Genomic DNA, 24,520 nt, shown 5'->3' with positions numbered 1-24,520 from the left:
CAGGGGCGCGGGGAACTGCGCGACCAGCCACAAACCACCCGCACCCACCCCCCGGGGGCGCGGGGAACTGCGCGACCAGCCACAAACCACCCGCACCCACCCCCCAGGGGCGCGGGGAACTACGCGACCAGCCACAAACCACCCGCACCCGGCGTCGAAGCGGTGCCGCTCCTCTCGCGTCCCGAGCGCCGCCTAAGGCTGCTCGATGCGGCACAGACAGAAGGGATGGCCCGCCGGATCGGCGTAGACACGGAAGTCCTTCGTCTCCCAGTCCTCCCGGTCCAGCACCTTCGCCCCGAGCGCCAGCACCTTCTCCTCGGCCGCGTCGACCTCCTCCCAGGTCCCGCCCGCGTCGAAGTCGAGGTGGAACTGCTGCGAGTCGTGCTCGGCGCTCGGCCAGGCCGGCGGGGTGAAGCCGGGGGCCCGCTGGAAGGCGAGCCGCGGGCCCGAGGGGACCTGCAGGACCACCCAGTCCGCGTCCTCCGCCTCGGGGGTGCCGCCGGCGACGGCCGCGTAGAAGACGGCCAGCTCGTTGGGGTCGGGGCAGTCCAGGACGACACTGCGCAGTCGTGCCACGGGGGCCATCGGATTCCTCCTGATCTCAGCAGGCACAGAGGCAGAACGGGTGCCCGGCCGGGTCCGCGTAAACCCGGAACGTCCGCGAGCGGTCCTCCGTGTCCAGCGGCCTGGCGCCCAGCGCCAGGACCTCCTTCTCCGCCGCGTCCAGGTCCTCGACGGTCAGGTCGAGATGGAACTGCTGGGAGCGGTCGGCCGCGGGCCACCGCGGCGGCACGAACCCCTCGGCACGCTGGAAGGCCAGCGTCGGCCCACCGGGCACCTTCAGGTCCACCCAGTCGCCCTCACCCTCGGCCGCGCCGCCCACGACACCGGCGTAGAAGCCGGCCAGCGCGCTCGGGTCAGGACAGTCCAGGACGACGGCGCCCACCTTCGCTACGGACATGACTGCCTCCTCGTGTTACCGCCAAAAGCGGTCTGCTGGTAACCGTTACCGCATGCTCCCGCAGAGGCGGTAACGTTGCAAGGGATTTGAGAGAGGTGGCCTCGCGTCATGACCGAAAGAGCGGCCCCGCCCGGGCGACTGACCCTGGTGCAGGCCCTCGTCAACACGGTGGACCTGGCCACCGGCCGGGACGCGCTGGACACCCCCGAGGGCCGCGCGCCCTTCGGGCTCACCGAGGACACCGTGGACGCCGCCCGGGAACTGCGCGAGTCCCTCCGGGCCACCCTGCTCGCGCACGCCGGCCACCCCGCCCACGGCCCGGTCACCCCGCTCGGCGACCTGCTCGCCCGCGCGCCCCTGGTGGTCACCGTGGACCCCGCCGACGGCTCGGCCGCCCTCGCCCCGGTCGACGAGGGTCCGCTGCTCTCCCGGGTCGCCGTCGCCGTCGCCGAGGCGCTCACCGCCGGCACCTGGCAGCGCTTCAAGGCCTGCGAGTCCCCGACCTGCCACTGGGCGTACTACGACCGCAGCCCCGGCGGGCGTGGCCGCTGGTGCTCGATGCAGGTGTGCGGGGCTCGCGCGAAGATGCGCCGATACCGGGCGAAGCAGGGGTAGCGGCACCACATCCGCGCGCCGTGGGGCAGAATGCGATGCGACGCCGGTTCGGCCGACTGAGCCTCGGCCGAACCGGCGTCACCTGTGTCCGGTTCCTCGATCAGGCGCCGGGGCGGCCCATCGCCCGGTAGCGCCAGCCCGCCCGCCGCCAGGCCTCCGGGTCGAGGGCGTTGCGCCCGTCGAGCACCAGCCGGTCGGCCACGACCTCGCCCAGCTCCGCCGGGTCCAGCTCGCGGAACTCCTGCCACTCCGTCAGGTGCAGCACGACGTGCGCACCGCGCACCGCCTCCAGTGCCGAGCCGGCGTACCCCAGCGTCGGGAACAGGCTGCGGGCGTTCTCCATGCCCTTCGGGTCGTACACCGTGACCTGGCCGCCCTGCAGATGGATCTGCCCGGCCACGTTCAGCGCCGGCGAGTCGCGCACGTCGTCCGAGTCCGGCTTGAACGTCGCGCCCAGCACCGCCACCCGCTTGCCGAGGAACGCCCCGCCGCCCAGCGCCTGCCGGGTCAGCTCCACCATCCGGCCGCGCTGGCGCATGTTGATCGAGTCGATCTCCCGCAGGAACGTCAGCGCCTGGTCCGCGCCCAGCTCACCGGCGCGCGCCATGAACGCGCGGATGTCCTTCGGCAGGCAGCCGCCGCCGAAGCCGATCCCGGCCCGCAGGAACTTCCGGCCGATCCGGTCGTCGTAGCCGATCGCCTCCGCCAGCTTGGCGACGTCACCGCCGGTGGCCTCGCACAGCTCCGCCATCGCGTTGATGAACGAGATCTTGGTGGCCAGGAAGGAGTTCGCGGAGGTCTTCACCAGCTCCGCCGTCGGGAAGTCCGTCACCACGAACGGCGATCCCTCCTCGACCGGCGTGGAGTACACCTCGCGCAGCAGCTTCTCCGAGCGCTCGCTGCGCACGCCCACCACGATCCGGTCCGGGTGCAGGGTGTCCTGCACCGCGAAGCCCTCCCGCAGGAACTCCGGGTTCCAGGCCAGCTCCGCGTCCGCCCCGGCCGGCGCGTGCTCGGCGAGGTAGGCGGCCAGCCGGTCGGCCGAGCCGACGGGCACCGTCGACTTGCCCACGACCAGCGCGGGACCCTTCAGATGCGGGGCGAGCGAGGCGATCGCCGAGTCGACGTACGACATGTCGCAGGCGTACTCGCCGTGCCGCTGCGGGGTGTTCACGCAGACGAAGTGGATGTCGCCGAACTCGCCCAGCTCGGCCCAGTCCATGGTGAACCGCAGCCGGCCGGTCGAGCCCTCGATCCCGGCCACGTGTCGGCGCAGCAGCTCCTCGAGTCCCGGCTCGTACATCGGGACCTCGCCGCGGCGCAGCTTGTCGATCTTCTCCGGCACCACGTCGAGGCCCATCACCTCGAATCCCAGCTCCGCCATGGCCGCCGCGTGGGTCGCGCCGAGATAACCGGTGCCGATCACGGTGATCTTGAGGGCCATGGGTGCTCCAGGGGTCTGCGGCAGGCACGTGCGCGCCCGAGCATATCCGGGGCGCCCGCGGCCTTCCCGCCCGGCGGTCCCGCCGCTGTCGCCCAGCTCACCTATCCACGGCCAGGGGGGAGGGCTAACATTTGAGTTACTTAACGGTAGTTAGCGTGACCAGCATCGCAGTGTTTTGGAGCGTGAGAGACCTTGGCCGGATCGGCTGACTTCGACCTGTACCGCCCGTCCGAGGAGCACGACATGCTCCGTGACGCCGTCCGCTCGCTGGCCGAGGCGAAGATCGCGCCGCACGCCGCCGCGGTGGACGAGGAGGCCCGCTTCCCCCGCGAGGCCCTCGACGCGCTCGTCGCCAACGACCTGCACGCCGTGCACGTGCCCGAGGAGTACGGCGGCGCCGGCGCGGACGCCCTCGCCACGGTCATCGTGATCGAGGAGGTGGCCCGCGTCTGCGCGTCCTCCTCCCTCATCCCCGCGGTGAACAAGCTGGGCTCGCTGCCCGTCATCCTCTCCGGCTCCGAGGAGCTGAAGAAGAAGTACATGGGCCCGCTCGCCAAGGGCGACGCGATGTTCTCGTACTGCCTCTCCGAGCCGGACGCCGGCTCCGACGCGGCCGGCATGAAGACCAAGGCCGTGCGCGACGGCGACCACTGGATCCTCAACGGCGTGAAGCGCTGGATCACCAACGCCGGCGAGTCCGAGTTCTACACGGTGATGGCCGTCACCGACCCGAGCAAGCGCTCCAAGGGCATCTCCGCCTTCGTCGTGGAGAAGTCCGACGAGGGTGTCTCCTTCGGCGCGCCGGAGAAGAAGCTCGGCATCAAGGGCTCGCCCACCCGCGAGGTCTACCTGGACAACGTCCGCATCCCCGCCGACCGCATGATCGGCGAGGAGGGCACCGGCTTCGCCACGGCGATGAAGACCCTGGACCACACCCGCATCACCATCGCGGCACAGGCCCTCGGCATTGCCCAGGGCGCCCTCGACTACGCCAAGGGCTACGTCCAGGAGCGCAAGCAGTTCGGCAAGCCGATCGGCGACTTCCAGGGCGTGCAGTTCATGCTCGCCGACATGGCCATGAAGATCGAGGCCGCCCGCCAGCTCACCTACGCGGCCGCCGCGAAGTCCGAGCGCGGCGACAGCGACCTGACCTTCCAGGGCGCCGCCGCCAAGTGCTTCGCCTCCGACGTCGCCATGGAGGTCACCACCGACGCCGTCCAGCTCCTCGGCGGCTACGGCTACACCCGCGACTACCCGGTCGAGCGCATGATGCGCGACGCCAAGATCACCCAGATCTACGAGGGCACGAACCAGGTCCAGCGCATCGTGATGGCCCGCAACCTGCCGTAAGGGCGGAGGCAGAGCCTCGGGAGGGTGTCCGGTGACGGGCGCCCTCCTTCGCCGTGCGGGCCCTCGGCGCCGTCCGGGCCGCCGTGGCCGTCACTTACGCCAGAACAGGTGGTGCGCCACCCCGCTCGGGCTCGGCACGACCTCCAGGTGGAACCGGTCGAGCAGGTCGTCGGGGGAGTCCCACAGGCGCAGCCCGGAGCCGATCTTCATCGGTGACACCGCCACGTGCAGGGTGTCGACCAGACCGGCGTCCAGGAACTGCCGTACGGTGCTCACCCCGCCGCCGAGCCGCACGTCCTTGCCGTCCGCCGCCTCCCGCGCCAGATCCAGCACCGTCCTGGGGTCGCCCTCGACGAAGTGGAACGTGGTGTCGGACAGCGTGACGGACGGACGCGGGTGGTGGGTCATCACGAACACCGGCGTGTGGAACGGCGGCTCGTCCCCCCACCAGCCCTGCCATTCGTGGTCCCGCCAGGGCCCGCGCTGGGGCCCGAACTTGTTGCGCCCCATGATCTCCGCGCCGATGTTGTTCGCGAAGTCCCGGGTGAAGTAGTCGTCGATGCCCCGGGTCCCGCCGGGGGCGGTGCGGTTCGGCCAGCTCGCGGTCGCGCCGGCCCAGGCGAAGAGCGCGCCGGGGTCCACGTGGCCGAAGGGCCGCTCCAGGGTCTGGTCCTCGCCCGCGCCGACCCCGTCGCTCGAGACGTTGAAGTTCTGCACTCTCAGCAGCTGTGGCACTGTCCCTCCTCGCCAGGTGACAGTGTGAGGACTCCCCGGAAGGGGAGAACTCATCGCCGCCGGCTCACAGGAAACGCCGGATCGGGGTGACCGCCGCCTCGGCCAGACGCGCGGGCAGCGGACGGCGCCGCCAGCGCTCCGCGTCGATCGGCTCGCTCAGCTTGCGGTCGGCGTCGAAGTCGGCGTCGAGCGCGGCGGTGAAGTCCTCGTCGAGGACGGCCAGCATGACCTCCTCGTCGTGCTCCAGGGAGCGGCGGTTGAAGTTGGTCGAGCCGATCAGGGAGCAGACCCCGTCCACCGTGATGATCTTCGTGTGGAGCATGGTCGGCTGGTACTCCCGCACCTCCACGCCCGCGTCCACCAGCGTCTGGTAGTGCTGACGCCCGGCCAGCAGACAGGCGCGCTGGTCGGTGTGCGGGCCGGGCAGCAGGATCTCCACCTTCACGCCCCGGCGGGCGGCGGCCGCCAGCAGGTCGATGAAGTACTCGTCCGGCGCGAAGTACGCCGTGGACAGCCGGAACCGCTCCTGCGCCGAGGTGATCACCACACGCAGCAGGGTCTGCATGTCCTGCCAGCCGAAGCTGGCCGAGCCCCGCACCACCTGGACCGTGGCGTTGCCCGGCTGCTCCTGCGAGGTGAAGCGGTCGTGCTCGTCGTACAGCTCGTCGTGGCACTCCGCCCAGTTCTGCGCGAAGGCCGCGGCGATGCCGTCCACGGCCGGGCCCCTGACCTGCACATGGGTGTCGCGCCATTCGTCGGGGTTGCGGGCGTTGCCGCACCACTCGCGGGCGATGCCGACGCCGCCGGTGAAGGCGGTGTGCTCGTCGGTGACCAGCACCTTGCGGTGGCAGCGGTGGTTCTGCCGCATCGGCGACAGCCGGGTGGGCTTGCGGAACCAGGCCACGTGGACGCCCGCGTCCGCCATGGCCTCCAGCAGGCCCGGCTCGATCTCCTTGGCTCCGAAGCCGTCCAGCAGCAGCCGTACCCGCACCCCCGCGCGGGCCCGGTCCGCCAGGGCCTCGGCGAACTCGCGCGCGATGTCGCCCCGCCAGTAGACGAAGGTCATCATGTCGACCGTGTGCTCCGCGGCACGGATGGCCGCCAGCATCGCGGGGAAGATCTCGTCGCCGTTGCGCAGCGGCACGAGCTCGTTGCCCTCGGTCGCCGCTATGCCGATGAGCCGCTCCAGCCGTCTGCGCAGCCTCTTGCGCTCCGTCTGTGGTGTCACGTCCCTCTCCCCTGTGTGTCCTGCGACCGCCCCCTCGGCGCCGTGGTCAGGAGCGCCACCCCTCCTTGTTGCCGCTCCCGGTGCGGTCAAGCAGCGCCGCGTGGTGGTCATGGCCACAGGGGCGTAGGACGGAAGGTGCGGGGCCGAGCGGCGGCCCGCGCCGTCCCCCGGGAGGAACCATGACCCAGCAGCAGCCGACCGTCGAACCGCTGAGCAAGGAGATGCAGGACTGCGTCCAGGCGTGCATGGAATGCCACGGCGTGTGCGAGGAGACCATGAGCGCGTGTCTGCAGACGGGCGGCGAGGCCCAGACGCGGATCATGCGGGCGCTCCTGGACTGTTCGGAGATGACCCGCTCTTGCGCGGACATGATGATGCGCCGCTCGCCGCTGGCGAACGAGATGTGCATGATCTGCGCGCAGGCCTGCGACCTGTGCGCCGAGGCGTGCATGTCCATGCCGGACGACGAGCGGATGACGCGGTGCGCGGAGTCCTGCCGCCGCTGCTCCGAGACGTGCCGCGCGATGGCGGGCGCGCCCATGTGACCGACCGCTCCGGACGTGCGCGAGGGCACCCCCGCGGGGGTGCCCTCGTACGGTGCCGTTCGGGGCGTCAGTTGCCCTTGACGGTGACCTTCTCGTCGTTGTTCAGCTGGTCGACCAGCTGCTTCACCTTTGCCTTGTCCCACAGCAGGTTGCCGCCGGTGGAGCCGGAGATCGGCATGTTCATCGACGTGCCGTCGCCGCCGCTGACGCCCTTCATCGACCAGAACATGTCGGCCAGGTCGAACAGGCCCATGTCCTTGTCGACGATCAGGGAGTCCAGGCCGGCGCCCATCGTCGGGTACAGCTTGAAGGGGTTGAGCACGGTGCTGGGGGTCGCCACCTGGTTGGCCAGGGCGGACAGGAACTTCTGCTGGTTCTTGGTGCGGTCCAGGTCGGACCCGGCCAGGGCGTAGCGGGTGCGGACGAAGGCGAGCGCCTCCTCGCCGTTCAGGGTCTGCTTGCCCTTCTTGAGGTCGGCGCCGGACTTGGTGTCCTTGATGTCCTGCGGGATGTCGATCTCCACGCCGCCGACCGCGTCCACGATGTTCGCGAAGCCGCCGAAGCCGATCTCCACGTAGTGGTCGATGTGCAGCCCGGTGTTGAACTCCACCGTGCGGACCAGCAGCTCCGGGCCGTCCTCGGCGTAGGCGGCGTTCAGCTTCACCTGCCGGCCGGTCCCGGGGTAGGTCTTGCCCGACTCGGAGCCCTTGAAGGCGGGGATCTCCACGTTCGAGTCCCGGGGGAGGGATATCAGGGTCGGGCCGTTGTCCCCGGTGTGCAGGATCATCACCGAGTCCGTGCGCTTGCCGTCGGCGGAGCCGGTGTGCAGCTTCTTCTTGTCCTCGGCGGTCAGCCCCTCGCGGCTGTCGGAGCCGACGATGAGGTAGTTGGTGCCCTCGCCCTTCTCGGGCCGCTCGATCACCTTCGACAGGTCGACCTCGCGGTTGAGCTTGGAGTCGGCCCAGAAGTACGTCGCGACGGTCGTGACGAACAGCACGGTCACCAGCGTGATCGCCGTCCACTTGATACGACGGCGCCAGTCCGGGGCGGGGCGCTGCGGGCCGCCGTAGCCGTCACCGCCGCCGTGTCCGCCGGCGCCGCCGTAGACCTGGCCGGTGTTGTAGCCGCTGTCGTAGCCGCCGCCGTGTCCGCCGCCGTCGACGTAGTTGGGCTGCTGCGGCACGCCGCCGTAGGCGCCCTGCCCGGGAGGGGCCGGCTGTCCGCGGCGGACCTGCCGCATGACACGGGCGCCCTCGGGCTGTGCGCTCCCGCTCCCGCGTCCGTAGCGGCCGCCGCGGTTGTCGTCGGACCATGCCTCGGGCCAGTCATTCATGGGAGACAGTGTGCAGGTCCGGGTGGTGGGCCATACAAGGGTCGTCGGAAAATCAGGGCACCGCTGTTGCGAAGCTGACACATATCGGGCCTCTGTCACCGCCGTACAAGCCGGTTGTCACCAGCGCATAAGGTGGAGGCCATGACAGACCAGGCCCCTGCCGTGCCGACGGACAGTCCGGAAATCCCGGGCAAGCCCGTCTCGGCGTCCCGCACCACGCTCAGCCACATCATGACGCACAACGACACCAACCTTCTGGGCACCGTGCACGGTGGGGTGATCATGAAACTGGTCGACGACGCGGCGGGCGCCGTCGCCGGCCGGCACTCCGGGGGGCCGGCCGTGACCGCGTCCATGGACGAGATGGCGTTCCTGGAGCCGGTCCGCGTCGGTGACCTGGTCCATGTGAAGGCCCAGGTCAACTGGACCGGGCGGACCTCGATGGAGGTCGGCGTGCGGGTGCTGGCGGAGCGCTGGAACGAGTCGGCGCCGGCCACGCAGGTCGGCTCGGCCTACCTGGTCTTCGCGGCCGTCGACGCCGACGGCAAGCCGCGCCGGGTGCCGCCGGTCACACCGGAGACCGAGCAGGACCGCCGCCGCTACCAGGAGGCCCAGATCCGCCGCACCCACCGCCTGGCCCGCCGCCGAGCCATCATGGACCTCCGCGCGAAGCGAGCCGCGGAAGGCTTCGAGGACTGACACCCTCGGCCCGCCCGGCCCTCCCGGAGGCCGGGCCCTGACGCGCCGGCCCGGGGCCTGGAGAACCGACCGGGGCTGCCCAGCACCCCGGCCCAGGCACGCCAGGCCCCCGACCGGCCGTGGACCGAGGGCTCGGAACCCGCCGGTGCCGTCCGGCACCCGGAGCCGGGCCCACCCCGGCCGCCGACCGGGGAGGCGGCAGATCGCAGGGCGTTCGCCGTCAGGGCAAGGGCGGCGGCCGGACCTCGCCGGAGCCGACAGGCCGGAGCCCACGCCCTGCCGGGCCGCCCGCCGGTCCGGGGACCTGACAGTCCACCACGCGGTGCGACGACCCAGGGCGAGGCGCCCGCAGGGCGCGGCTCGAAACTCCGTCAGGCCTCAGGCAACCGTCGGGCAAGCGCCCTGCCTCACCGGGGCGCTTGCGTGTCGCGCCGGGCCCGCCGCCCGCGTCGGGCGGGGTGAGCTCCGCCGGCGAGCGGGGCGACATACCCGCCGGGACGGAACCCGGTCGCCCGCCTGCGGGGCTGTCCGGCGCCCGGGGCCGCGCCGCCGGGCCGCTTGCCCACGGGGCCGCGCCCGGAGCCCGGCCCGCCGCCCGACCCGGGCGGGGTGGGGCGGGCCCGGCTCACCAGGGTGCTCGTCTGCCGGGACGGGACCGGTCGCCGGGATGGTCCGTCCGTGCCGTCGGGGCGGTCCGCGATACCCAGAGCTTCGGCCGCCGTCGGGGGCCGGCGCCCGCCGGGGCGCCCTGCGGGCGAGGCTCCGCCCACGTGGTCGAAGAGGGGATCCGCCCATGGCGGGGCTCAGGAGCAGCTGACCTCGTCGCCTCGCACCACGCCCAGTTCGCCCTGGCCCGGGTCCTGGGCGCGGACCTTCCGGACCTTTTCGAAGTCGGTGCCCGCGATCACCTTCAGGGTGGCGCCCTGGCCCTTCACCGCGCGCAGCTCGCTGCCGGGCAGCGCCGTCGCGAGGGACTTCGCGGAACGGTCCCAGCGGGGGTCGTAGGCGACGACCGTGCGCCGGACGTCCTGCCGGTCCGCGTTGACCGGGGCCTTGGTGGTGGCGAAGCCGGTCGCCGCCAGGGCCGCGTCCACGCGGCGCCCGAGGCCCGGGGTGCGGGTGCCGTTCTCGACCTGCACCCGGATCTGCCGGGGGTCCACCGGCACCCGCCGGGCCGCGTCGGGCGCGGGGCGGGTGGACAGCGGCTGGTCCCGGCGCAGCGCGTCGAAGATGTGCTCGGCCTTGTCGGTGTCCCACTTCAGGGTCGAGCCGACGCCCTTCACGGCGTACCCCATCGTCGCGACCGGCACGGTGGTGAACTCGGATGACGACGGCGAGAAGTTCCGCATCGCCCGGCCCAGGTCGAGCAGCTCGCCGGTGCCGAACCCCTCGTCCGCCCGGACCGACCCCAGCACGGAGCGGGTGACGTCGCGGAACCGCATCGGGTTCAGCAGGATCCCGGACGAGGTGGCCCGGTCCACGAGCGCCGCGAGGAACTGCTGCTGGCGCCGCATCCTGCTGAGGTCGGAGGCGCCGTCGACGTGCCGGGCGCGGACGTACTGCAGGGCCTCGCCGCCCTTGAGGGTGTGCCGGCCGGCGGGCAGGTCGAGGCCGGTCTGGCGGTCCTTGAGCCGCTGGTCGGTGCAGATCTCCACACCCCCGACCACGTCGACGGTCTTCATGAAGCTGGTGAAGTCGACCTCCAGGTAGTGGTCGATCTTCACCCGGGTCATCTTCTCCACCGTCCGCACGGTCAGCTGCGGCCCGCCCTCCGCGTACGCCGCGTTCAGCTTGAGCGGGTGCCCCCTGTGCTGCTTGCCGCTGACCCGGTCGGTGTGCGGCGGGGTCTCCGCGTAGGAGTCGCGCGGCAGGCTGACGACGCTGGCCCGGTCCCGGTCCTCCGAGATGTGCACGATCATGATCGTGTCCGTGCAGTGGCAGGGCGCCCCACCGAGCCGGTACCTCTCCCGCTCCTCCTTGCCGACACTGTCCCGCCCGTCCGTGCCGACCAGCAGGATGTTCATGCCGTGACCGGCCCGCGGGCGGTTCTTCATGTCGCGGAACGGGTCGACCCGGGCGATGTCGTCGTCGAGCCCGCTGAGCAGCGCGTGCCCGATCCCGGCGGAGGCGAGCACCACCACCGACAGCGCGGTGACCGTCCGCATCACCCAGCGCGGCCTGCGCCGCGGGGGAGCGGGCGGGCGCGGTCCCGGGCGGGGCGGCCGCGCCGGACGCCGGTCGGGCGTTCGGGGCCGGGGGGAGCGCGGCGGCGTGGGCAAGGGGGCACCTCCGGACGACGGCCGAGCGTGGAATCGTGAGCACCGTAGGCCGATACGATCTGCGGCCCTCCGCACAGCACCCCGGCACGCGCAGACGTGTCCCCCGTTCGCGGTAACGTGAGGCTCCTATGAACGCCAATGCCGACGTGCGGCTCCCCGCCGTTTCCGTGATCATGCCCGTCCTCAACGAGGAGCGGCATCTGCGCGGCGCCGTCCGCGCCATCCTCGCCCAGGAGTACGCCGGCGAGATGGAGGTCGTGATCGCCCTCGGTCCGTCCACGGACCGCACGGACGAGATCGCCGCCGAGCTCGTGGCCGAGGACCCGCGGGTGCACACCGTGCCCAACCCCACCGGCCGCACCCCGGCCGCCCTCAACGCGGCGATCAAGGCCTCGCGCCATCCGGTCGTGGTCCGGGTCGACGGGCACGGGATGCTCTCCCCGAACTACATCGCCACCGCCGTCCGTCTCCTGGAGGAGACCGGCGCGCAGAACGTGGGCGGCATCATGCACGCCGAGGGCGAGAACGACTGGGAGCGTGCCGTCGCCGCCGCGATGACCTCGAAGATCGGCGTGGGCAACGCCGCCTTCCACACCGGCGGCCAGGCGGGGCCCGCCGAGACCGTGTACCTGGGCGTGTTCCGGCGCGAGGCGCTGGAGCGGCAGGGCGGCTACAACGTGGAGTTCATCCGCGCCCAGGACTGGGAGCTGAACTTCCGCATCCGTGAGGCGGGCGGCCTGATCTGGTTCTCGCCCGAGCTGAAGGTGTCGTACCGGCCCCGCCCGTCCGTGCGGGCGCTCGCCAAGCAGTACAAGGACTACGGCCGTTGGCGGCACGTGGTGGCCCGCTACCACTCCGGGTCCATCAACCTGCGCTATCTCGCCCCGCCGACCGCGGTGTGCGTGATCGCGGCCGGGATCGTGGTGGGCGCGGCGCTCACCCCGTGGGGCTTCGTGGTTCCCGGCGGCTACCTCGCGGCGATCGTCGCGGGGTCCATACCCGCCGGCAAGGGGCTGTCGCTCAAGGCGCGGCTGCAGATCCCGGTGGCCCTGGCCACCATGCACATGTCGTGGGGCTGGGGCTTCCTGACCAGCCCGCGCTCGCTGGCCAAGAAGGTCATCGCCTCCCGGCGTCCCGCCGTCCACGCGGACACCCAGGCGGCCTGAGGCTCGCACCCGGCACACCGAACGGCACGTCGAAGGCCCCTTCCCGCGACCGGGAAGGGGCCTTCGTGGTCACCAGCTGAAGTTCGGGTCGACGTGCATGCACGCCTCGTCGTCGGCCCCGTTGAGCGCCTGTGCCGACTCGGGCGTGGTGTCGTCCTCCTCGGTCGCCTCGTACCGCGCGCCCTCGCGCCAGTCCGCGCCCACCAGCAGCGTCACGCCGGACACGTCGGTGGACCGCTCCACCGCGTCCGCGGGGATGCCGAGGACCGCGGCGACCCGGCGGGCGTCGCCCTCCAGGTCGGCGCTCGGGTAGCGCACCACGGTCCGCTCCTCGCTGAGGGCGCTGGTGGTGTCGGCGGTGGCCTGGACGAAGCCCTTGTCCTTCAGCACCCCGGCGACGGCGCTCGCCCGTCCGGAGGCCGGCGCGAGGGTGTCGGTGCGGGTGCCGTTGCGGACCTGCACGGCGATGGCGGCGTCGGCGGCGGCCGGATCGGCGGGGGGCCTCTCCACGGCCGGCTTCGGCTTGGCGTCCCTGCCGTCCAGGGCGATGTCCTCGCGCACCAGCCGGAACAGCTTCTCGGCGTCCTCGGTGGGCTCCACCCGGGCACCCACGTACCGGTTGGGCATCGTGGTCATGGTGATGCGCTCCGGCTCGACCTTGCGCAGCTCGGTACTCAGGTCGTAGAGCTTCTTCACCGTGTCCAGGCCGGGGTCGACGGTGAGCGCCCGGGTGGCCTCCTCGGCCAGCCGGCGCAGGTTGTTGGGGCTGCTGAGGGTGGCGCTCTCCCGCAGCCGGCGGGCCAGCGAGTTCATGTACATGTGCTGGGCCTTGGCGCGGGCGAGGTCGCTGCCGTCCTCGAAGCCGTACCGGGTGCGCAGCCACTGCAGCGCCTGCTTGCCCTTGACCGGGTGGGTGCCCTTCGCCAGCTTCAGCCCGGAGCCGTGCCCCTGGCTGTCGCGCGAGTGGACGTTGGCGTCGACGCAGACCGGGACGCCGCCGACCGCGTCGGCCATGGCCACCACGCCGGCGAAGTCCACCATGACGAAGTGGTCGATGTGGATGCCGGTGAGCTTCTGCCAGGTGGCCACGGTGCAGCCGGGACCGCCGTGCCCGAGGCTCTCGTTGGCCATCCGGCGGCCCTCGCTCGCCGGGTACACCGTCCCGTCGTCCGGATCCGTGCACTTGGGGATGTGCAGCAGGGTGTCGCGCGGCATGCTGATCACCGACATGTTGCTGCGGTCGGCGGACAGGTGCACCAGCATCTGCACGTCCGCGAGCGGCGTGGAGCCGAACGTCTCGCGGGCGCCGCCGAGTTTCTGGTTGGCCTCGGAGTCCCGCGCGTCACTGCCGATGAGCAGGATGTTCAGCGGGGTCTGTCCGGCCGCGTTGGGCGTCGGCTCCGCGACCTTGGCGTCGCCGAGGTTCAGCGGGTCCTTCTTGATGTTGTCGTTCAGCTGCCGGTAGTACAGGTAGCCCGCACCGCCGGCCGCGAGTATCAGCAGCGCGAGGACCGCGGCCGACCACTTCAGTATCCGGCGGCCGCGCCGCGGACGGGGGCCCGCGTCGTCGGCGGGCGGCGCGTCGTCGGTGGCCGGTTCCTGTCCCTCGTCACCGGCCGTCTCCCGCGTGGCGTTCTGCGTCACTGCCCCCGTCCTTCCCACCCCTGGAAACACCTCGCTCCGACAAGCAGGCCCGCCCTGCGTCCTGTTAGACGCACGAAGGGCCCGTCAGTTGCCCCGGGAAACCCCTCGATTTCCCCAAGGCGCGGCCGGCGTCAGGCGTGCCCGCGGGCCCCGTGACCGTTACCAGCGGTAGGGCGCGTAGACGTTCATGCAGGCGCCCTTCTCGGCCGCGTTGAGGGAGTCGACGTCGGCCGGCAGGTCCCCCGCCTTCGGCGGTTCCTGCCGCGGATACGTGTCGCCCTCGCGCCAGTCCGCGCCGACCACCACGGTGACGCCCGCGACGTCGGCGGACCGGCGCACCGACGTCAACGGGATGCCCAGGGACTTGGCGACCCGCTGGGCGTCCCCCTGAAGACCGGCGGTCGGGTAGCGCACGACGGTCCGCTCCTCGGCGAGCGCCGGCGAGGTGTCCCGCACGGCCCGGGTGAAGCCCTTCGCGGCCAGCTCCTGCGCGATCGCGCCCGCCCGGCCGGTGACCGGGCCCTCGGTCACGGAGCGGGTGGCGTTGCGCACCAGAACCTCGATCCGGTCGTCCGGGGCGGAGGGGTCCGCGGTCCGCACCTGGCGGGACGTCTTCCCGCCGTCGTTCTTCGCGGTCCCGCCGCCCTTCTTGTCGAAGGACACGTCGTCGCGGAGCATGGCCCACATCCGCTCGGCGCTCTCCCCGGCCGGGAGCAGGTGGTTGGCGTTCTGCGGGTCCGCGACGGTGGGCAGCGTGGTCATGGTGATGCGGTCCGGCGGCACCGTCCTGAGCTGCATCGCCAGGTCGTACAGCTTCTTCACCGAGCCGATCTCCTCGGAGACCCGCAGCGACTTGGTGGCCGCCTCGGCGAGGTCGGTGAGCCGGCCGGTGTCGGTGAAGACGTTCTGGCCGCGCAGCGTGCGGATCATCGAGTTCATGTACATGCGCTGCGCCCGGGTGCGCAGGATGTCGCTGCCCCACGCGTGCCGGGTGCGCAGCCACTGCAGCGCCTCGACGCCCTCCACCTTGGTCGTCCCGGCCCGCAGCTTCAGCCCGGAGCCGCCCGGCACGCCGGGCAGCGGCCGGTCCCAGACGTTCTGGTTCACGCAGACGTCGACCCCGCCGACGGCGTCGGCCATCCGCACCACGCCCGCGAAGTCGATGGTCATCCAGTGGTCGACGTAGACACCGGTGAGGTTCTCCCAGGTGGCCAGCGTGCAGCCCGGACCGCCGCGGGCGAGCGAGGTGTTGATGATGTCGTTGGTCGCCGGGTACGTCGTCCCGCTGTCCGGGTCGGTGCACTTGGGGATGTCGACCCGGGTGTCGCGCGGGATGCTCACCACGGCCGCGCTCCTGCGGTCGGCGGCGAGGTGGATCAGCATCTGCACGTCGCCCAGCGGCGGGTTGCCGCGGGTGTCCCGGCCGCCGCCGAGCTCGACGTTGGCCTCGGAGGCGCGGCTGTCGGAGCCGATCAGCAGGATGTTCACGGGCGTCTGCCCGGCCGCGTTGGGCTCGGACCGCCGGGCCTTGGAGTCGCCGCTGCTGCGCTCGCCCTTGACCAGGTTGTCGTTGAGGTGGTCGTAGTACAGGTAACCGGCGCCGGCCGTGCCGAGTATCAGCGCTGCCAGGGTCGTCGCCGACCAGCGCAGGACCCGCCGGCCCCGTCCGCCGCGCGGCCTGCCGTGGCCTCTTCCCGGGCCGTCGCCGTTCCCCGGGGCGTGCCGCCGCCCCTCGGAACGGCCCCCGTCCGGCGGGCCGGACCGGCGCGGGGCGCCGTCCGGCCGTGCCCCCTCCTCGTGCACATCGCTTCGCGTCATCGTGAGGTCTCCCCACCCCTGGACATGGAACGGGCCCGTCCGCGCCCTGGAGGACGCGAGACGGGCCCGTCAGGTGCCTACTCGGCGCACACGACCTTGTCGGCCGTGGACTTGTTGGCGCTGTCGGGCACCTTCGCCGTGGGCGCGCTGATCTTGACGCCCGCGCCCTTGAAGTCCTTGCCGAGGGTCAGCGTCATCGCGGGCAGCCCCTGGGCGTTGGTGACGCTCTCGCCCGGCTTCATCGCTGATCCGGACAGGCCCATGATGTCGGCCAGCCGACGCGCCTGGTCCGCCTGGTCGGGGGCGTACTCGAGGGTGGTCTTCGCCAGTTGCGCGGGCGCGTTGCCCGCGTTCTCCGACTTGCCGACGCCCTGCTCGACCTGGAGCCAGCTCAGGGTCGACTGGGCGCTTCCGCCCGGCGCGCCGCCGTTGAGGATGCGCACCCGCACCTCGGACGCCGGGGCCTTCTCGCCCTTCAGGCGGGCGGCGACGGCGGCCTTCTCCTTCTTCTGCTGCTGCTTGACCTCGGTGAACGACACGTCGTTGCGGATCATGTCGAAGACCTGCGGCGCCTCCGCCTCGTTGAGGACGACGGTCGCCTTGACCTTCTCCGCCGGGTTGTCGAGCACCGGGATCGTGGCGAACGTCAGGTTCTTGACGTTGAGCTTGCCCAGCTCCATGCCGAGGTCCTTGAGCTTGTTGATGCTGTTCAGCTGGGAGTCGACGGTGAGCGCCTCGGTGCCCGCCTCGGCCAGCTTGAGCATCTTCGACGGGCTGGTGAGCGTGTCGTTCGACTTCAGCTCCCGCATCAGCGCGCTGAGGAACTGCTGCTGCAGCCCGATCCGGCTCAGGTCGCCGCCCAGACCCACCGAGTGCCGGGTACGGACGAACGCCAGCGCCTGCTCGCCCTCGATCCGGTGCGTGCCCTTGGGCAGCTTCAGGTGCGAGTCGGGGTCGTCGATGTCCTTGCCCAGACACACCTCGACGCCGCCGACCGCCGAGGTCAGCGTCTTCACCGCGTTGAAGTCCGCCACCATGAAGTTGTCCGGCTTGATGCCGGTCAGCTCGGTGACGGTCCGCATGGTGCAGCTGGGCGTACGGCCGCCCTGGCCGAGGCTGGTGTTGAAACGGACGCCGGTGGAGCCGGGGATGACCTTCTGGCTCCCGTCCTCCTGCTCGGTCGGGCAGTCCGGGACGTCGACTATCAGGTCGCGCGGGATGCTCAGCGCGGTCGCGTTGGAGCGGTCCTTGGACACGTGCAGCAGGATCGTCGTGTCCGCGTGTCCCTCGCTGCCCTTGTCGCCGTAGCCCTCGTTGCCCGCGCCGGTGCGCTTGTCGGTGCCGATCAGCAGGATGTTGATGGCCTGGTCCTTCTTGAAGCCACCGGTGCTCGCGCCGTCGTCGGACACGGACGTGATGTTGTCGTTCAGGTGCTCCAGGTACAGGTAACCGGCCACGCCCGTGCCGAGCACCAGGAAGGCCAGGGTGCCGCTGCCCCACAGCAGGACCTTCTTCGCCTTCTTGTTCTTCTTCGCCGGCCGGCGCCCGCGGCGGCCGGGCGGCGGCTCCTCCGGCGCCCCCCGGCGCCGGCGCTGCGGCGGCACGTCCCGCCCGGGCGCCTCACGCCCGGGTGAGGGCCGGCCGGGGCGCTCGGGCGCCTGCTCGGGCGACGCCGAACGGGGCCGCGCACTTCCCCCACCGGAGGGCCGGGGCCCACGCGGGGAGGGAATGGGCGACTGTGCGGAAGGGCTCAGTCGCAGTTCGTATTCGCCGGTGCTCGGATTGAGTACCCACTGGTCTGCGGGATCGATGTTCTCTCCCCGCCCACGGCCTTGCGCGTCCACGGTCGCTCGAATCCTCCGTCGGGGCCACGCGGCGCCTTTCCCCTCCCAGGCGCTCGGGTCTCGGTCACACAGTGCGGGATCTCAGGACGGACCTGAAGGAACGGACGCACCGGAGGGCTCACACTAACGGGCCCGATCGGCCCTGAGCGACGTCGGTGACGAATTGCACGCCCTCACAAGGGGCATTCCACCCATTTCCGTGGACAGGAGTTCGGAGTCTGTGAGTTCCCTTTGGGTTTCTTTTACGCGCAGCTGTCCTCGGCGGCCGTGTTCCCGGAGAACGTCGGTGCCGGGGAACTGCTCTGCGACGGCGCCCTTGTTTCCTTTTGCGTGGCCTTTTGCTCACCGTGCGTATTCACGCTCACGGGTTCGTCCTTGCGCAGACGCTCGAACAGTTCCCCGGCGGCGGGCTGGGCGAGCTGGTCCCGATTGACGTCCCCGGCATACGACTCCCGCGGCACGGTGAGGAATTGCACCCCTTCCGTGGGGATGTCGCGCAGTCCTCGTACGAGTTCGTACAAGCCGCGCAAGCTGGCCAGCTCGGGGTCCGTGGTCAGCGACGACGTGGCCGCGTCCAGCAGGGGATACAGCTTCACCGGATTCAGCAGGACGCCGTTGCTGCGGACCTTGTTCACCAGCGCGCCGAGGAACCGCTGCTGGCGCTCGATGCGGCCGGTGTCGCTGCCGTCCCCGAGCGTCTTGCGGGCGCGGACGTAACCGAGCGCCTGTTCCCCGTCGAGGGTCACCCGCCCCGCCGGGAGGCGCAGGTGGGCGTCCTTGTCGTCTATGGGCTCGCTCAGGCACACCTCGACGCCGTCCACCGCGTCGACCATGTCCTTGAAGCCCTCGAAGTCGACGACGACGTGGTGGTCCACGCGGATGTCGGTGAGCTTCTCGACGGTGCGGACGGTGCAGGCCGAGCCGCCCACCTCGAAGGCGGCGTTGAACTGCGCGAACATCGGCGCCGAACGCGAGCCGTCGGGACGGCGGCAGCCGGGCACGTCCACCATCAGGTCCCGGGGCATCGACACCGCGGTGGCGCTCTGCCGGCCCGCCGACAGGTGCAGCAGGATCACCGTGTCCGAACGCTCGGTCCCCGGGTCGTGCCCGTAGCGGCCGTTCTCCGCGCCCGCGCGCGAGTCCGAGCCGATCAGCAGGACGTTCAGGGCGTCCTTCACCAGCGCCGTGGGCCGGTCCTTCTCGTACCGGGCGAGCTCGGCCGCCGCCGCCTCGTCCGGGGTGATGTTCCCCTCCAGCTTCATGTACACCGCCCACCCGGCGGCCGCGCCGCCCACCAGCGCGAGGGAGACGGCGATGCCGGTGCCCCACACCCAGCGCCGCCGGCGCCGGCGGGCCAGGCCGCGCCCGCTCGGTGAGGAGCCGGTGCCGGGGCGAGGGCTCTGGCCGGGGGTGCGCCCCGGCGGTCCCTGCCCCTCGGGGGAGGCGCCTGCGGTGTCGCTCATACCGGGTCCACCCCTCCCTGCGTACGGCGTACGGGCCGGGACGGCGCACGGCTGCGTGCTGCGTGCCGCTCCCTACGACGATGACGCGAACGGGGGAGCGGCGGGGGGTGATGCTGAGCCGAACGGGTGAGGTGGGGCGACGACGGGACCGGCCGGATCGGGCGTGGCGGCGGGCGGGCCGGGGGGTGGACGGGGCCCGGGTCGGGTGGGCCCCGTCCGGTGGCGGGTGGGTCAGCGGGAGATGGTGGTGACCCGTTCGCTCTCCACCCTCTTGTCCAGGGCGTCCGCGACGAGCCGGTCCAGGTTCCGGCACAGCACGACGGAGCCGCCGGTCGCCAGCGGGGCGTACAGCCCCGCGCTGAGCCCCTCCCACGTGTCGTAGGGCAGCCCCGAGAGGATGCGCGAGGCGGGGCCGGTCAGGCCGAGCTCCGGCGCCTCGGCCCGGGCCCGCTCCACGACCTCCGCCCCGGTGAACTCCCGGCCCGCCACGATCAGCGCCGGCTCCTCCGGGTCGACGGGCGCGTACGGCACGAACCGGTCGCCCTGGCCCGGCACCTCCACGGCGTAGTCGGCGAAGCCCTCCGGCGGCTGCGGGAAGCGCCCGCCGAGCGGCCGCAGCGCCAACGCGATCCGGGGGCCGGAGCAGGCGCGGGCGGCCTCCAGCGTCTCCGGCTCCGGGCCGCTCACCACCACGTCCGCGGCGGACGGGTCGCCGGCCACGTCCGCGACCACGCCCACCGACGCGCACGCCAGCAGCCACACCGCGGTCTGCCAGTGCGCCGGCAGCAGGAGGGTCACCCGGTCGCCGGGTTCGACGGACAGTTCGTCCTGGAGGAGGTTCGCGGTCTTGGCCACCCAATTGGCGAAGGTGGCCACGGACAATTCGACCCGCTCGCCCGTGGCGTCGTCGTAGAAGGTCACCAGGGGGCGTCCCGGGTCCGCGGCGAGCGCGGAACTCAGCAGGTCGGCAGGGGTGCGGTCGGTGGCGTTCACCCGCGCAAGGGTACGCGGCCCCGGCCGCGCGCATCCTCCGCGCGGGCCAGGCGCGGGGCACCGGTTCGGGGGAACGGCAGCCAACGGACCGTCATCTGAGCGATGGACAGATTTGTCTGACTATGTCCAAGCTCAGGGGCATGCGTGGAATCCTTGCTTCCTCAATCGGCGTCACCTGCGCCGCGGCCCTCGCCCTCCCGCTCGCCCCGCCCGCCACCGCGTCGGCCGAGAGACCGGCGCCGACAGCGGACGCGGCCACGCGGGCGGCGGTGAACTCCCGTACCTCCAACGTCCCCGAGGTCCCCGGCAGCACCCAGTCGCTGCCCCTGGGGCCCCTCACCCACGACCGTGCCTCCGGCGCCGTGCTCGGCCTGGTGCCGCGAGCCGTACGGAACTTCTCCCTCCTCGGTGTCGTCTGGGACGACCCCTCCGCCGCCCTGCACGGCCGGGTGCAGGTCCGCACCCGTGCGGCCTCCACCGGGGAGTGGTCCGACTGGCAGGACGTCGAGACCCACTACACCGAGCACGGGGCGGACCCGGACTCCGCGGAGGCCGCCTCCGGACGGGTACGGGGCGCCACGGCACCGCTGTGGGTGGGCGAGTCGAACGGCGTCGAGGTGCGGGTGCGGCCCGAGGCCGGTGAGACGGAGACGGGTGAGACGGAGACCCGTGAGCCCGGGGGTGAGGCACCTGAGCCGGACGCGGAGGCGGGCGACGTGGACCCGGTCGACGTGGGTTCAGGTGACACGGACTCAGGCGTGGTCGGCGCGGGCGAGGCCGGGACCGGTGGCGACACACCCCCCGCGCTGCCCGCGGGTATGCGGCTCGACCTCGTCGACCCCGGCGACGCGGAGCCGGCCGAGGCCGCTCCTCCCGGCAGCGGCGCGGAGGCCCCCCGTACCGGCGTCATGACCGCCGCGGCGAAGGCCGCCTCCGCCGCCAACTCCGACATCGCGCCGCTCGGCGCCACCGAGATCCCGATGCTGACCGCCGAGGAGACCCGGCGGGAACTCGTCACCCTGCGCGGCTCCGAACTGACCGAGCAGCAGCAGGCCGACGCGCACATCGGGCCCCGCCCGTCCATCGTCACCCGGCGCGGCTGGGGAGCCGACGAGAGCCTGCGCGAGAAGAACTTCTCGTACACGAGCAAGGTCAAGGCGGCCTTCGTGCACCACACCGCGTCCGGCAACGGCTACTCCTGCTCCCAGGCGCCGTCCCTGATCCGCGGCTTCTACCGCTACCACACCAAGAGCCTGGGCTGGCGGGACATCGGCTACAACTTCCTCGTCGACAAGTGCGGCCGGATTTACGAGGGCCGGGCCGGCGGTGTGGCCAAGGCCGTCAAGGGCGCCCACACCCTCGGCTTCAACTCCAAGACCACCGGCATCGCCGTCATCGGCTCCTACGGCTCCAAGAAGCCGTCGTCCAAGGCGGTGAAGGCCGTCGCCCGGCTCGCCGCCTGGAAGCTGGGGCTGTACGGCATGAACCCCAAGGCCAAGACCACGCTGACGTCCGGCGGTGGAAACCTGTACGCGAAGGGCAAGAAGGTGAAGATGAAGGTGGTCTCCGGTCACCGGGACGGGTTCAACACCTCCTGCCCCGGGGGGAAGCTGTACAAGAAGCTGAGCAGCGTGCGCTCCAAGGCGGCCGGGTACCAGGGCCGCTGAGGCGGGCCGGCCGCTCCTCTCCTGCCGGGGACGGTCTGCATACACTGGCCGGCCGAAAGACAGTTCGGCCGGTCCCGGCAGGAAGCAGAGACGACAGGTGACAGAAGCGATCCTCCTGGTCGGCGGCAAGGGCACGCGGCTGCGTCCGCTCACGGTGCACACGCCCAAGCCCATGGTCCCGGCGGCCGGGGTGCCGTTCCTCACGCACCAGCTCGCGCGGGCGCGCGCGGCGGGCGTGGAGCACATCGTGCTCGCCACGTCCTACCTGGCCGAGGTCTTCGAGCCGCACTTCGGCGACGGGTCGGCGCTGGGATTGCACATCGAGTACGTCACGGAGGAGGAGCCGCTCGGGACGGGCGGCGCCATCCGCAACGTCGCCTCGCGGCTGCACTCGGGGCCGGACGAGCCGGTGCTGGTGTTCAACGGGGACATCCTCACGGGGCTGGACATCCGGGCGCTGGTGCGGACGCACGAGACGTCGGGGGCCGACGTCTCGCTGCACCTGACGCAGGTGACCGACCCGCGCGCGTACGGGCTGGTGCCGACGGACGGGACCGGGCGGGTGCTGGCCTTCCTGGAGAAGCCGCAGACGCCGGAGGAGATCGTCACCGACCAGATCAACGCGGGGGCGTACGTGTTCCGGCGGTCGGTCATCGACACGATCCCGGCGGGACGGGTGGTGTCGGTGGAGCGGGAGACGTTCCCGGGGCTGCTGGCGGCGGGGGCGCATCTTCAGGGGATGGTCGACTCCACGTACTGGCTGGACCTCGGGACGCCGGCGGCGTTCGTGCGGGGGTCGGCGGACCTGGTGCTGGGGAAGGCGCCGTCGCCGGCGGTGCCGGGGCGGTGCGGGGACCGGCTGGTGCTGCCGACGGCGCGGGTGGCGCCGGACGCGAGACTGGCGGGCGGGACCGTGGTGGGGGAGGGGGCGTTCGTCGCGGAGGGTGCGCGGGTGTTCGGCTCCACGATCCTGCCCGGTGCGGTGATCGAGCCGGGGGCGGTCGTGACGGACTCGCTGATCGGGACGCGGGCGCGGGTGGGGGAGCGGTCGGTGCTCACCGGGGCGGTGATAGGTGACGGCGCGGTGATCGGTGCGGGCAACGAGCTGCGGGAGGGTGTGCGGGTGTGGTGCGACGCGCGGATCCCCGCGGGGGCGGTCCGGTTTTCCTCCGACCAGTAGGCGGGTTGGGGCCCGGTGCCTGCGGCGCAGGATTCTGTCCGGTGGGGGCCGGTGCAGCGCCTGCGGTGGGGTGGTGGTGCGGGGACGGGGTGGGGGTGGTCGTCCTCGGTCCGGCGCGATGAGGCTCGCTTGACGGTGCGGGGCACTGACGCGCCGGCCGCTGCGGGCGCCCACCCCCACCCCGCCCCCTCCCCGCCGTACGCGGCCACATCAACGCCGTGGCGGTCCATCGCCCTCCGCCGCCGCGGGCGCGCGGCCGGACGGCGGCCGCAAGCTGCCGCCAACCGCGGGCAGTCGTGCCGCTGGGGCGATGGGGGTCCCCCGCTCGAGCGAAGCCGAGAGTGGGGGAGGGTGGGCGCGGCGGCGCCCCGGAGCGCCGGGCCGCGCGAACTCCCCCCGGTCCGCACCCACGCCGGGTGACGGGGGGAGGGAACGGGTGCACAGCACACATCGGGTGCCGCAGCCCACGGTGCGTGTACGGCGGACGTACGCCCGCTCCCGTACGGGACCCGCTCAGAAGCGGGCGATGTCGCCGTGCGCCATACGGGGCGCCCGCCGCGGAGGCGTCCTCCCGCTCAGCAGAACCAACCGCGCGGCCCGATGCCGCTGCCCCGCATAAGGCTCCAGCAACGACAACATCACGGAGTCGTCCGCATCCCGGTTCCCCGCCAGGGCCCACCCCACGATCCCCGGCAGATGCAGATCCCCCGTCGTCACCGAGTCCGCCGCCCCATGACTGCGCTGCACCGTCTCCGCCGACGTCCACGGCCCGATCCCCGACACCAGCTCCAGCCGCGCCCGCGCCTCCTCCGGAGGCATCCGCACCGCCTCCTCCAGCCGCGCGGCGACCCGCACCGCGCGCAGCACCGTGGACGCCCGCTTGTCGTCGACCCCGGCGCGGTGCCACTCCCAGGAGGGGATCAGCGCCCAGGTGCGCGGCGCCGGCATCACCGCCATCCGCTCAGGGGCGGGCCCCGGCGCCGGCACGCCGAATTTGCGGACCAGCAGCCGCCACGCCCGGTACGCGTCCCCGGTCGTGACCTTCTGCTCCAGGATCGACGGGATCAGTGACTCCAGCACCAGGCCGGTGCGCAGCAGCCGCAGTCCCGGACGCCGGTGACGGGTGTGCGCCAGGAGTTTGTGCCGGGGGACGAAGGCGGACGGGTCGTCGGCGGCCCCGAGCAGCTCCGGCAGCTGCTCCAGGAGCCAGTCGGCACCGGGCCCCCACGCCTCGCCCCGGATCCCGTCACTCCGCTGCGTGATCCGGAGCGTTCCCGGGCCGGCGGGCGTCAGGCTGGTCCGCCACGCCGCTCCGTCCGGGGTCGTCCGGAACGTCGGATCGCCGGTGCCGCGCCGCAGCGGCCCGAGCACCAGGCCCAGGTCGAGGGGGCCGTCCGGCACCCAGGTCCGCACCCGCGCGGCGGCCGGTGCCTGGCGCGGGACCCGCGCGGAGACGACGACATGACCGCCGCGCACGGTGGTCCGCGTCGGGCGGGGAGCGAAGCGTCCGGCCACGAGTCATCCCTGGGGTGAGAGCGAAGGGCACCTACGAGGGT

General features: G+C 72.5%; 20 protein-coding genes. 7 read left to right on the top strand and 13 right to left on the bottom strand.

The features are described from left to right. Nucleotides 1–192: 192 nt before the first annotated feature. Nucleotides 193–585, bottom strand: coding sequence for a VOC family protein (locus ACIF8S_RS30970; protein WP_400003584.1), 393 nt, complete (start codon nt 583–585; stop codon nt 193–195). Between the two features lie 16 nt (nt 586–601). Further along, complete coding sequence (locus tag ACIF8S_RS30965; RefSeq protein WP_400003582.1) at nt 602–961, bottom strand: VOC family protein; 360 nt, start codon at nt 959–961, stop codon at nt 602–604. 108 nt (nt 962–1,069) lie between these two features. On the opposite strand from ACIF8S_RS30965, the gene ACIF8S_RS30960 reads away from it, so the two are divergent. Beyond that, on the top strand, nt 1,070–1,576 hold the full coding sequence (locus ACIF8S_RS30960; protein ID WP_400003580.1) for a CGNR zinc finger domain-containing protein: 507 nt from the start codon (nt 1,070–1,072) through the stop codon (nt 1,574–1,576). A gap of 100 nt (nt 1,577–1,676) precedes the next feature. Here ACIF8S_RS30960 and ACIF8S_RS30955 read toward each other — a convergent pair whose 3' ends face one another. Next, a complete protein-coding gene (locus tag ACIF8S_RS30955) occupies nt 1,677–3,020 on the bottom strand; it encodes a UDP-glucose dehydrogenase family protein (RefSeq protein ID WP_400003579.1) in 1,344 nt (447 codons plus the stop codon). A gap of 192 nt (nt 3,021–3,212) precedes the next feature. Here ACIF8S_RS30955 and ACIF8S_RS30950 point away from each other — a divergent pair, with 192 nt between their 5' ends. Further along, entirely contained in the window at nt 3,213–4,370 is a 1,158-nt protein-coding gene (locus ACIF8S_RS30950; RefSeq protein WP_400003577.1) for an acyl-CoA dehydrogenase, read from the top strand. A gap of 90 nt (nt 4,371–4,460) precedes the next feature. On the opposite strand, the gene ACIF8S_RS30945 is transcribed toward ACIF8S_RS30950, so the two are convergent. Continuing rightward, the gene (locus tag ACIF8S_RS30945) at nt 4,461–5,105 is read right to left on the bottom strand and encodes a dihydrofolate reductase family protein (RefSeq protein ID WP_400003575.1); all 645 of its coding nucleotides are present in this window, start codon (nt 5,103–5,105) and stop codon (nt 4,461–4,463) included. A gap of 64 nt (nt 5,106–5,169) precedes the next feature. Further along, the gene (locus ACIF8S_RS30940) at nt 5,170–6,333 is read right to left on the bottom strand and encodes a phosphatidylserine/phosphatidylglycerophosphate/cardiolipin synthase family protein (RefSeq protein WP_400003573.1); all 1,164 of its coding nucleotides are present in this window, start codon (nt 6,331–6,333) and stop codon (nt 5,170–5,172) included. Nucleotides 6,334–6,512: 179 nt separating this feature from the next. Here ACIF8S_RS30940 and ACIF8S_RS30935 point away from each other — a divergent pair, with 179 nt between their 5' ends. Beyond that, nucleotides 6,513–6,878, top strand: a complete 366-nt coding sequence (locus tag ACIF8S_RS30935; protein WP_400003571.1) for a four-helix bundle copper-binding protein — start codon at nt 6,513–6,515, stop codon at nt 6,876–6,878. A gap of 67 nt (nt 6,879–6,945) precedes the next feature. On the opposite strand, the gene ACIF8S_RS30930 is transcribed toward ACIF8S_RS30935, so the two are convergent. Next, the gene (locus ACIF8S_RS30930) at nt 6,946–8,211 is read right to left on the bottom strand and encodes an LCP family protein (RefSeq protein WP_400003569.1); all 1,266 of its coding nucleotides are present in this window, start codon (nt 8,209–8,211) and stop codon (nt 6,946–6,948) included. Between the two features lie 141 nt (nt 8,212–8,352). Between ACIF8S_RS30930 and ACIF8S_RS30925 the strand changes: the two genes are divergently transcribed. Then, a complete protein-coding gene (locus ACIF8S_RS30925; RefSeq protein ID WP_349791765.1) occupies nt 8,353–8,910 on the top strand; it encodes an acyl-CoA thioesterase in 558 nt (185 codons plus the stop codon). Between the two features lie 803 nt (nt 8,911–9,713). Here ACIF8S_RS30925 and ACIF8S_RS30920 read toward each other — a convergent pair. Further along, complete coding sequence (locus ACIF8S_RS30920; protein ID WP_349791788.1) at nt 9,714–11,075, bottom strand: LCP family protein; 1,362 nt, start codon at nt 11,073–11,075, stop codon at nt 9,714–9,716. A gap of 242 nt (nt 11,076–11,317) precedes the next feature. Between ACIF8S_RS30920 and ACIF8S_RS30915 the strand changes: the two genes are divergently transcribed. After that, nucleotides 11,318–12,355 (top strand): glycosyltransferase family 2 protein, encoded by a 1,038-nt coding sequence (locus tag ACIF8S_RS30915; RefSeq protein WP_400003568.1) that lies wholly within the window; start codon nt 11,318–11,320, stop codon nt 12,353–12,355. Between the two features lie 69 nt (nt 12,356–12,424). Here the strand turns inward: ACIF8S_RS30915 and ACIF8S_RS30910 are convergent, their stop codons facing one another. From ACIF8S_RS30910 to ACIF8S_RS30890, 5 genes are all read right to left on the bottom strand, one after another. Next, nucleotides 12,425–13,999, bottom strand: a complete 1,575-nt coding sequence (locus tag ACIF8S_RS30910; RefSeq protein ID WP_400003567.1) for an LCP family protein — start codon at nt 13,997–13,999, stop codon at nt 12,425–12,427. Nucleotides 14,000–14,158: 159 nt separating this feature from the next. Beyond that, nucleotides 14,159–15,817, bottom strand: coding sequence for an LCP family protein (locus ACIF8S_RS30905; RefSeq protein ID WP_400003565.1), 1,659 nt, complete (start codon nt 15,815–15,817; stop codon nt 14,159–14,161). Nucleotides 15,818–15,894: 77 nt separating this feature from the next. Then, nucleotides 15,895–17,661, bottom strand: a complete 1,767-nt coding sequence (locus ACIF8S_RS30900) for an LCP family protein (protein WP_400003564.1) — start codon at nt 17,659–17,661, stop codon at nt 15,895–15,897. A 242-nt stretch (nt 17,662–17,903) separates the two neighbouring features. Beyond that, on the bottom strand, nt 17,904–19,124 hold the full coding sequence (locus tag ACIF8S_RS30895) for an LCP family protein (RefSeq protein WP_400003562.1): 1,221 nt from the start codon (nt 19,122–19,124) through the stop codon (nt 17,904–17,906). A gap of 231 nt (nt 19,125–19,355) precedes the next feature. Further along, nucleotides 19,356–20,117, bottom strand: a complete 762-nt coding sequence (locus ACIF8S_RS30890) for a TIGR03089 family protein (RefSeq protein WP_400003560.1) — start codon at nt 20,115–20,117, stop codon at nt 19,356–19,358. 140 nt (nt 20,118–20,257) lie between these two features. On the opposite strand from ACIF8S_RS30890, the gene ACIF8S_RS30885 reads away from it, so the two are divergent. Both ACIF8S_RS30885 and ACIF8S_RS30880 read left to right on the top strand, forming a co-directional pair. Then, nucleotides 20,258–21,784, top strand: coding sequence for a peptidoglycan recognition protein (locus ACIF8S_RS30885; RefSeq protein WP_400003559.1), 1,527 nt, complete (start codon nt 20,258–20,260; stop codon nt 21,782–21,784). A 97-nt stretch (nt 21,785–21,881) separates the two neighbouring features. After that, nucleotides 21,882–22,964: a sugar phosphate nucleotidyltransferase gene (locus ACIF8S_RS30880; RefSeq protein ID WP_400003557.1), complete on the top strand. Its 1,083-nt coding sequence runs from the start codon at nt 21,882–21,884 to the stop codon at nt 22,962–22,964. Between the two features lie 513 nt (nt 22,965–23,477). Here ACIF8S_RS30880 and ACIF8S_RS30875 read toward each other — a convergent pair. Next, the gene (locus ACIF8S_RS30875; RefSeq protein WP_400003555.1) at nt 23,478–24,479 is read right to left on the bottom strand and encodes a DNA-3-methyladenine glycosylase family protein; all 1,002 of its coding nucleotides are present in this window, start codon (nt 24,477–24,479) and stop codon (nt 23,478–23,480) included. Between the last annotated feature and the right edge of the window lie 41 nt (nt 24,480–24,520).

Origin of the sequence: Streptomyces sp. NPDC085937, assembly GCF_044540535.1 — a bacterium.
Taxonomy (GTDB): domain Bacteria; phylum Actinomycetota; class Actinomycetes; order Streptomycetales; family Streptomycetaceae; genus Streptomyces.
This window is presented reverse-complemented; position numbering and strand designations above follow the sequence as displayed.

Bases quoted from the DNA above. Each gene is read 5' to 3' on its own strand.
- ACIF8S_RS30970 (WP_400003584.1), bottom strand. From the start codon at position 585: ATGGCCCCCGTGGCACGACTGCGCAGTGTCGTCCTGGACTGCCCCGAC.
- ACIF8S_RS30965 (WP_400003582.1), bottom strand. From the start codon at position 961: ATGTCCGTAGCGAAGGTGGGCGCCGTCGTCCTGGACTGTCCTGACCCG.
- ACIF8S_RS30960 (WP_400003580.1), top strand. From the start codon at position 1,070: ATGACCGAAAGAGCGGCCCCGCCCGGGCGACTGACCCTGGTGCAGGCC.
- ACIF8S_RS30955 (WP_400003579.1), bottom strand. From the start codon at position 3,020: ATGGCCCTCAAGATCACCGTGATCGGCACCGGTTATCTCGGCGCGACC.
- ACIF8S_RS30935 (WP_400003571.1), top strand. From the start codon at position 6,513: ATGACCCAGCAGCAGCCGACCGTCGAACCGCTGAGCAAGGAGATGCAG.
- ACIF8S_RS30930 (WP_400003569.1), bottom strand. From the start codon at position 8,211: ATGAATGACTGGCCCGAGGCATGGTCCGACGACAACCGCGGCGGCCGC.
- ACIF8S_RS30925 (WP_349791765.1), top strand. From the start codon at position 8,353: ATGACAGACCAGGCCCCTGCCGTGCCGACGGACAGTCCGGAAATCCCG.
- ACIF8S_RS30920 (WP_349791788.1), bottom strand. From the start codon at position 11,075: ATGCGGACGGTCACCGCGCTGTCGGTGGTGGTGCTCGCCTCCGCCGGG.
- ACIF8S_RS30915 (WP_400003568.1), top strand. From the start codon at position 11,318: ATGAACGCCAATGCCGACGTGCGGCTCCCCGCCGTTTCCGTGATCATG.
- ACIF8S_RS30905 (WP_400003565.1), bottom strand. From the start codon at position 15,817: ATGACGCGAAGCGATGTGCACGAGGAGGGGGCACGGCCGGACGGCGCC.
- ACIF8S_RS30895 (WP_400003562.1), bottom strand. From the start codon at position 19,124: ATGAGCGACACCGCAGGCGCCTCCCCCGAGGGGCAGGGACCGCCGGGG.
- ACIF8S_RS30885 (WP_400003559.1), top strand. From the start codon at position 20,258: ATGCGTGGAATCCTTGCTTCCTCAATCGGCGTCACCTGCGCCGCGGCC.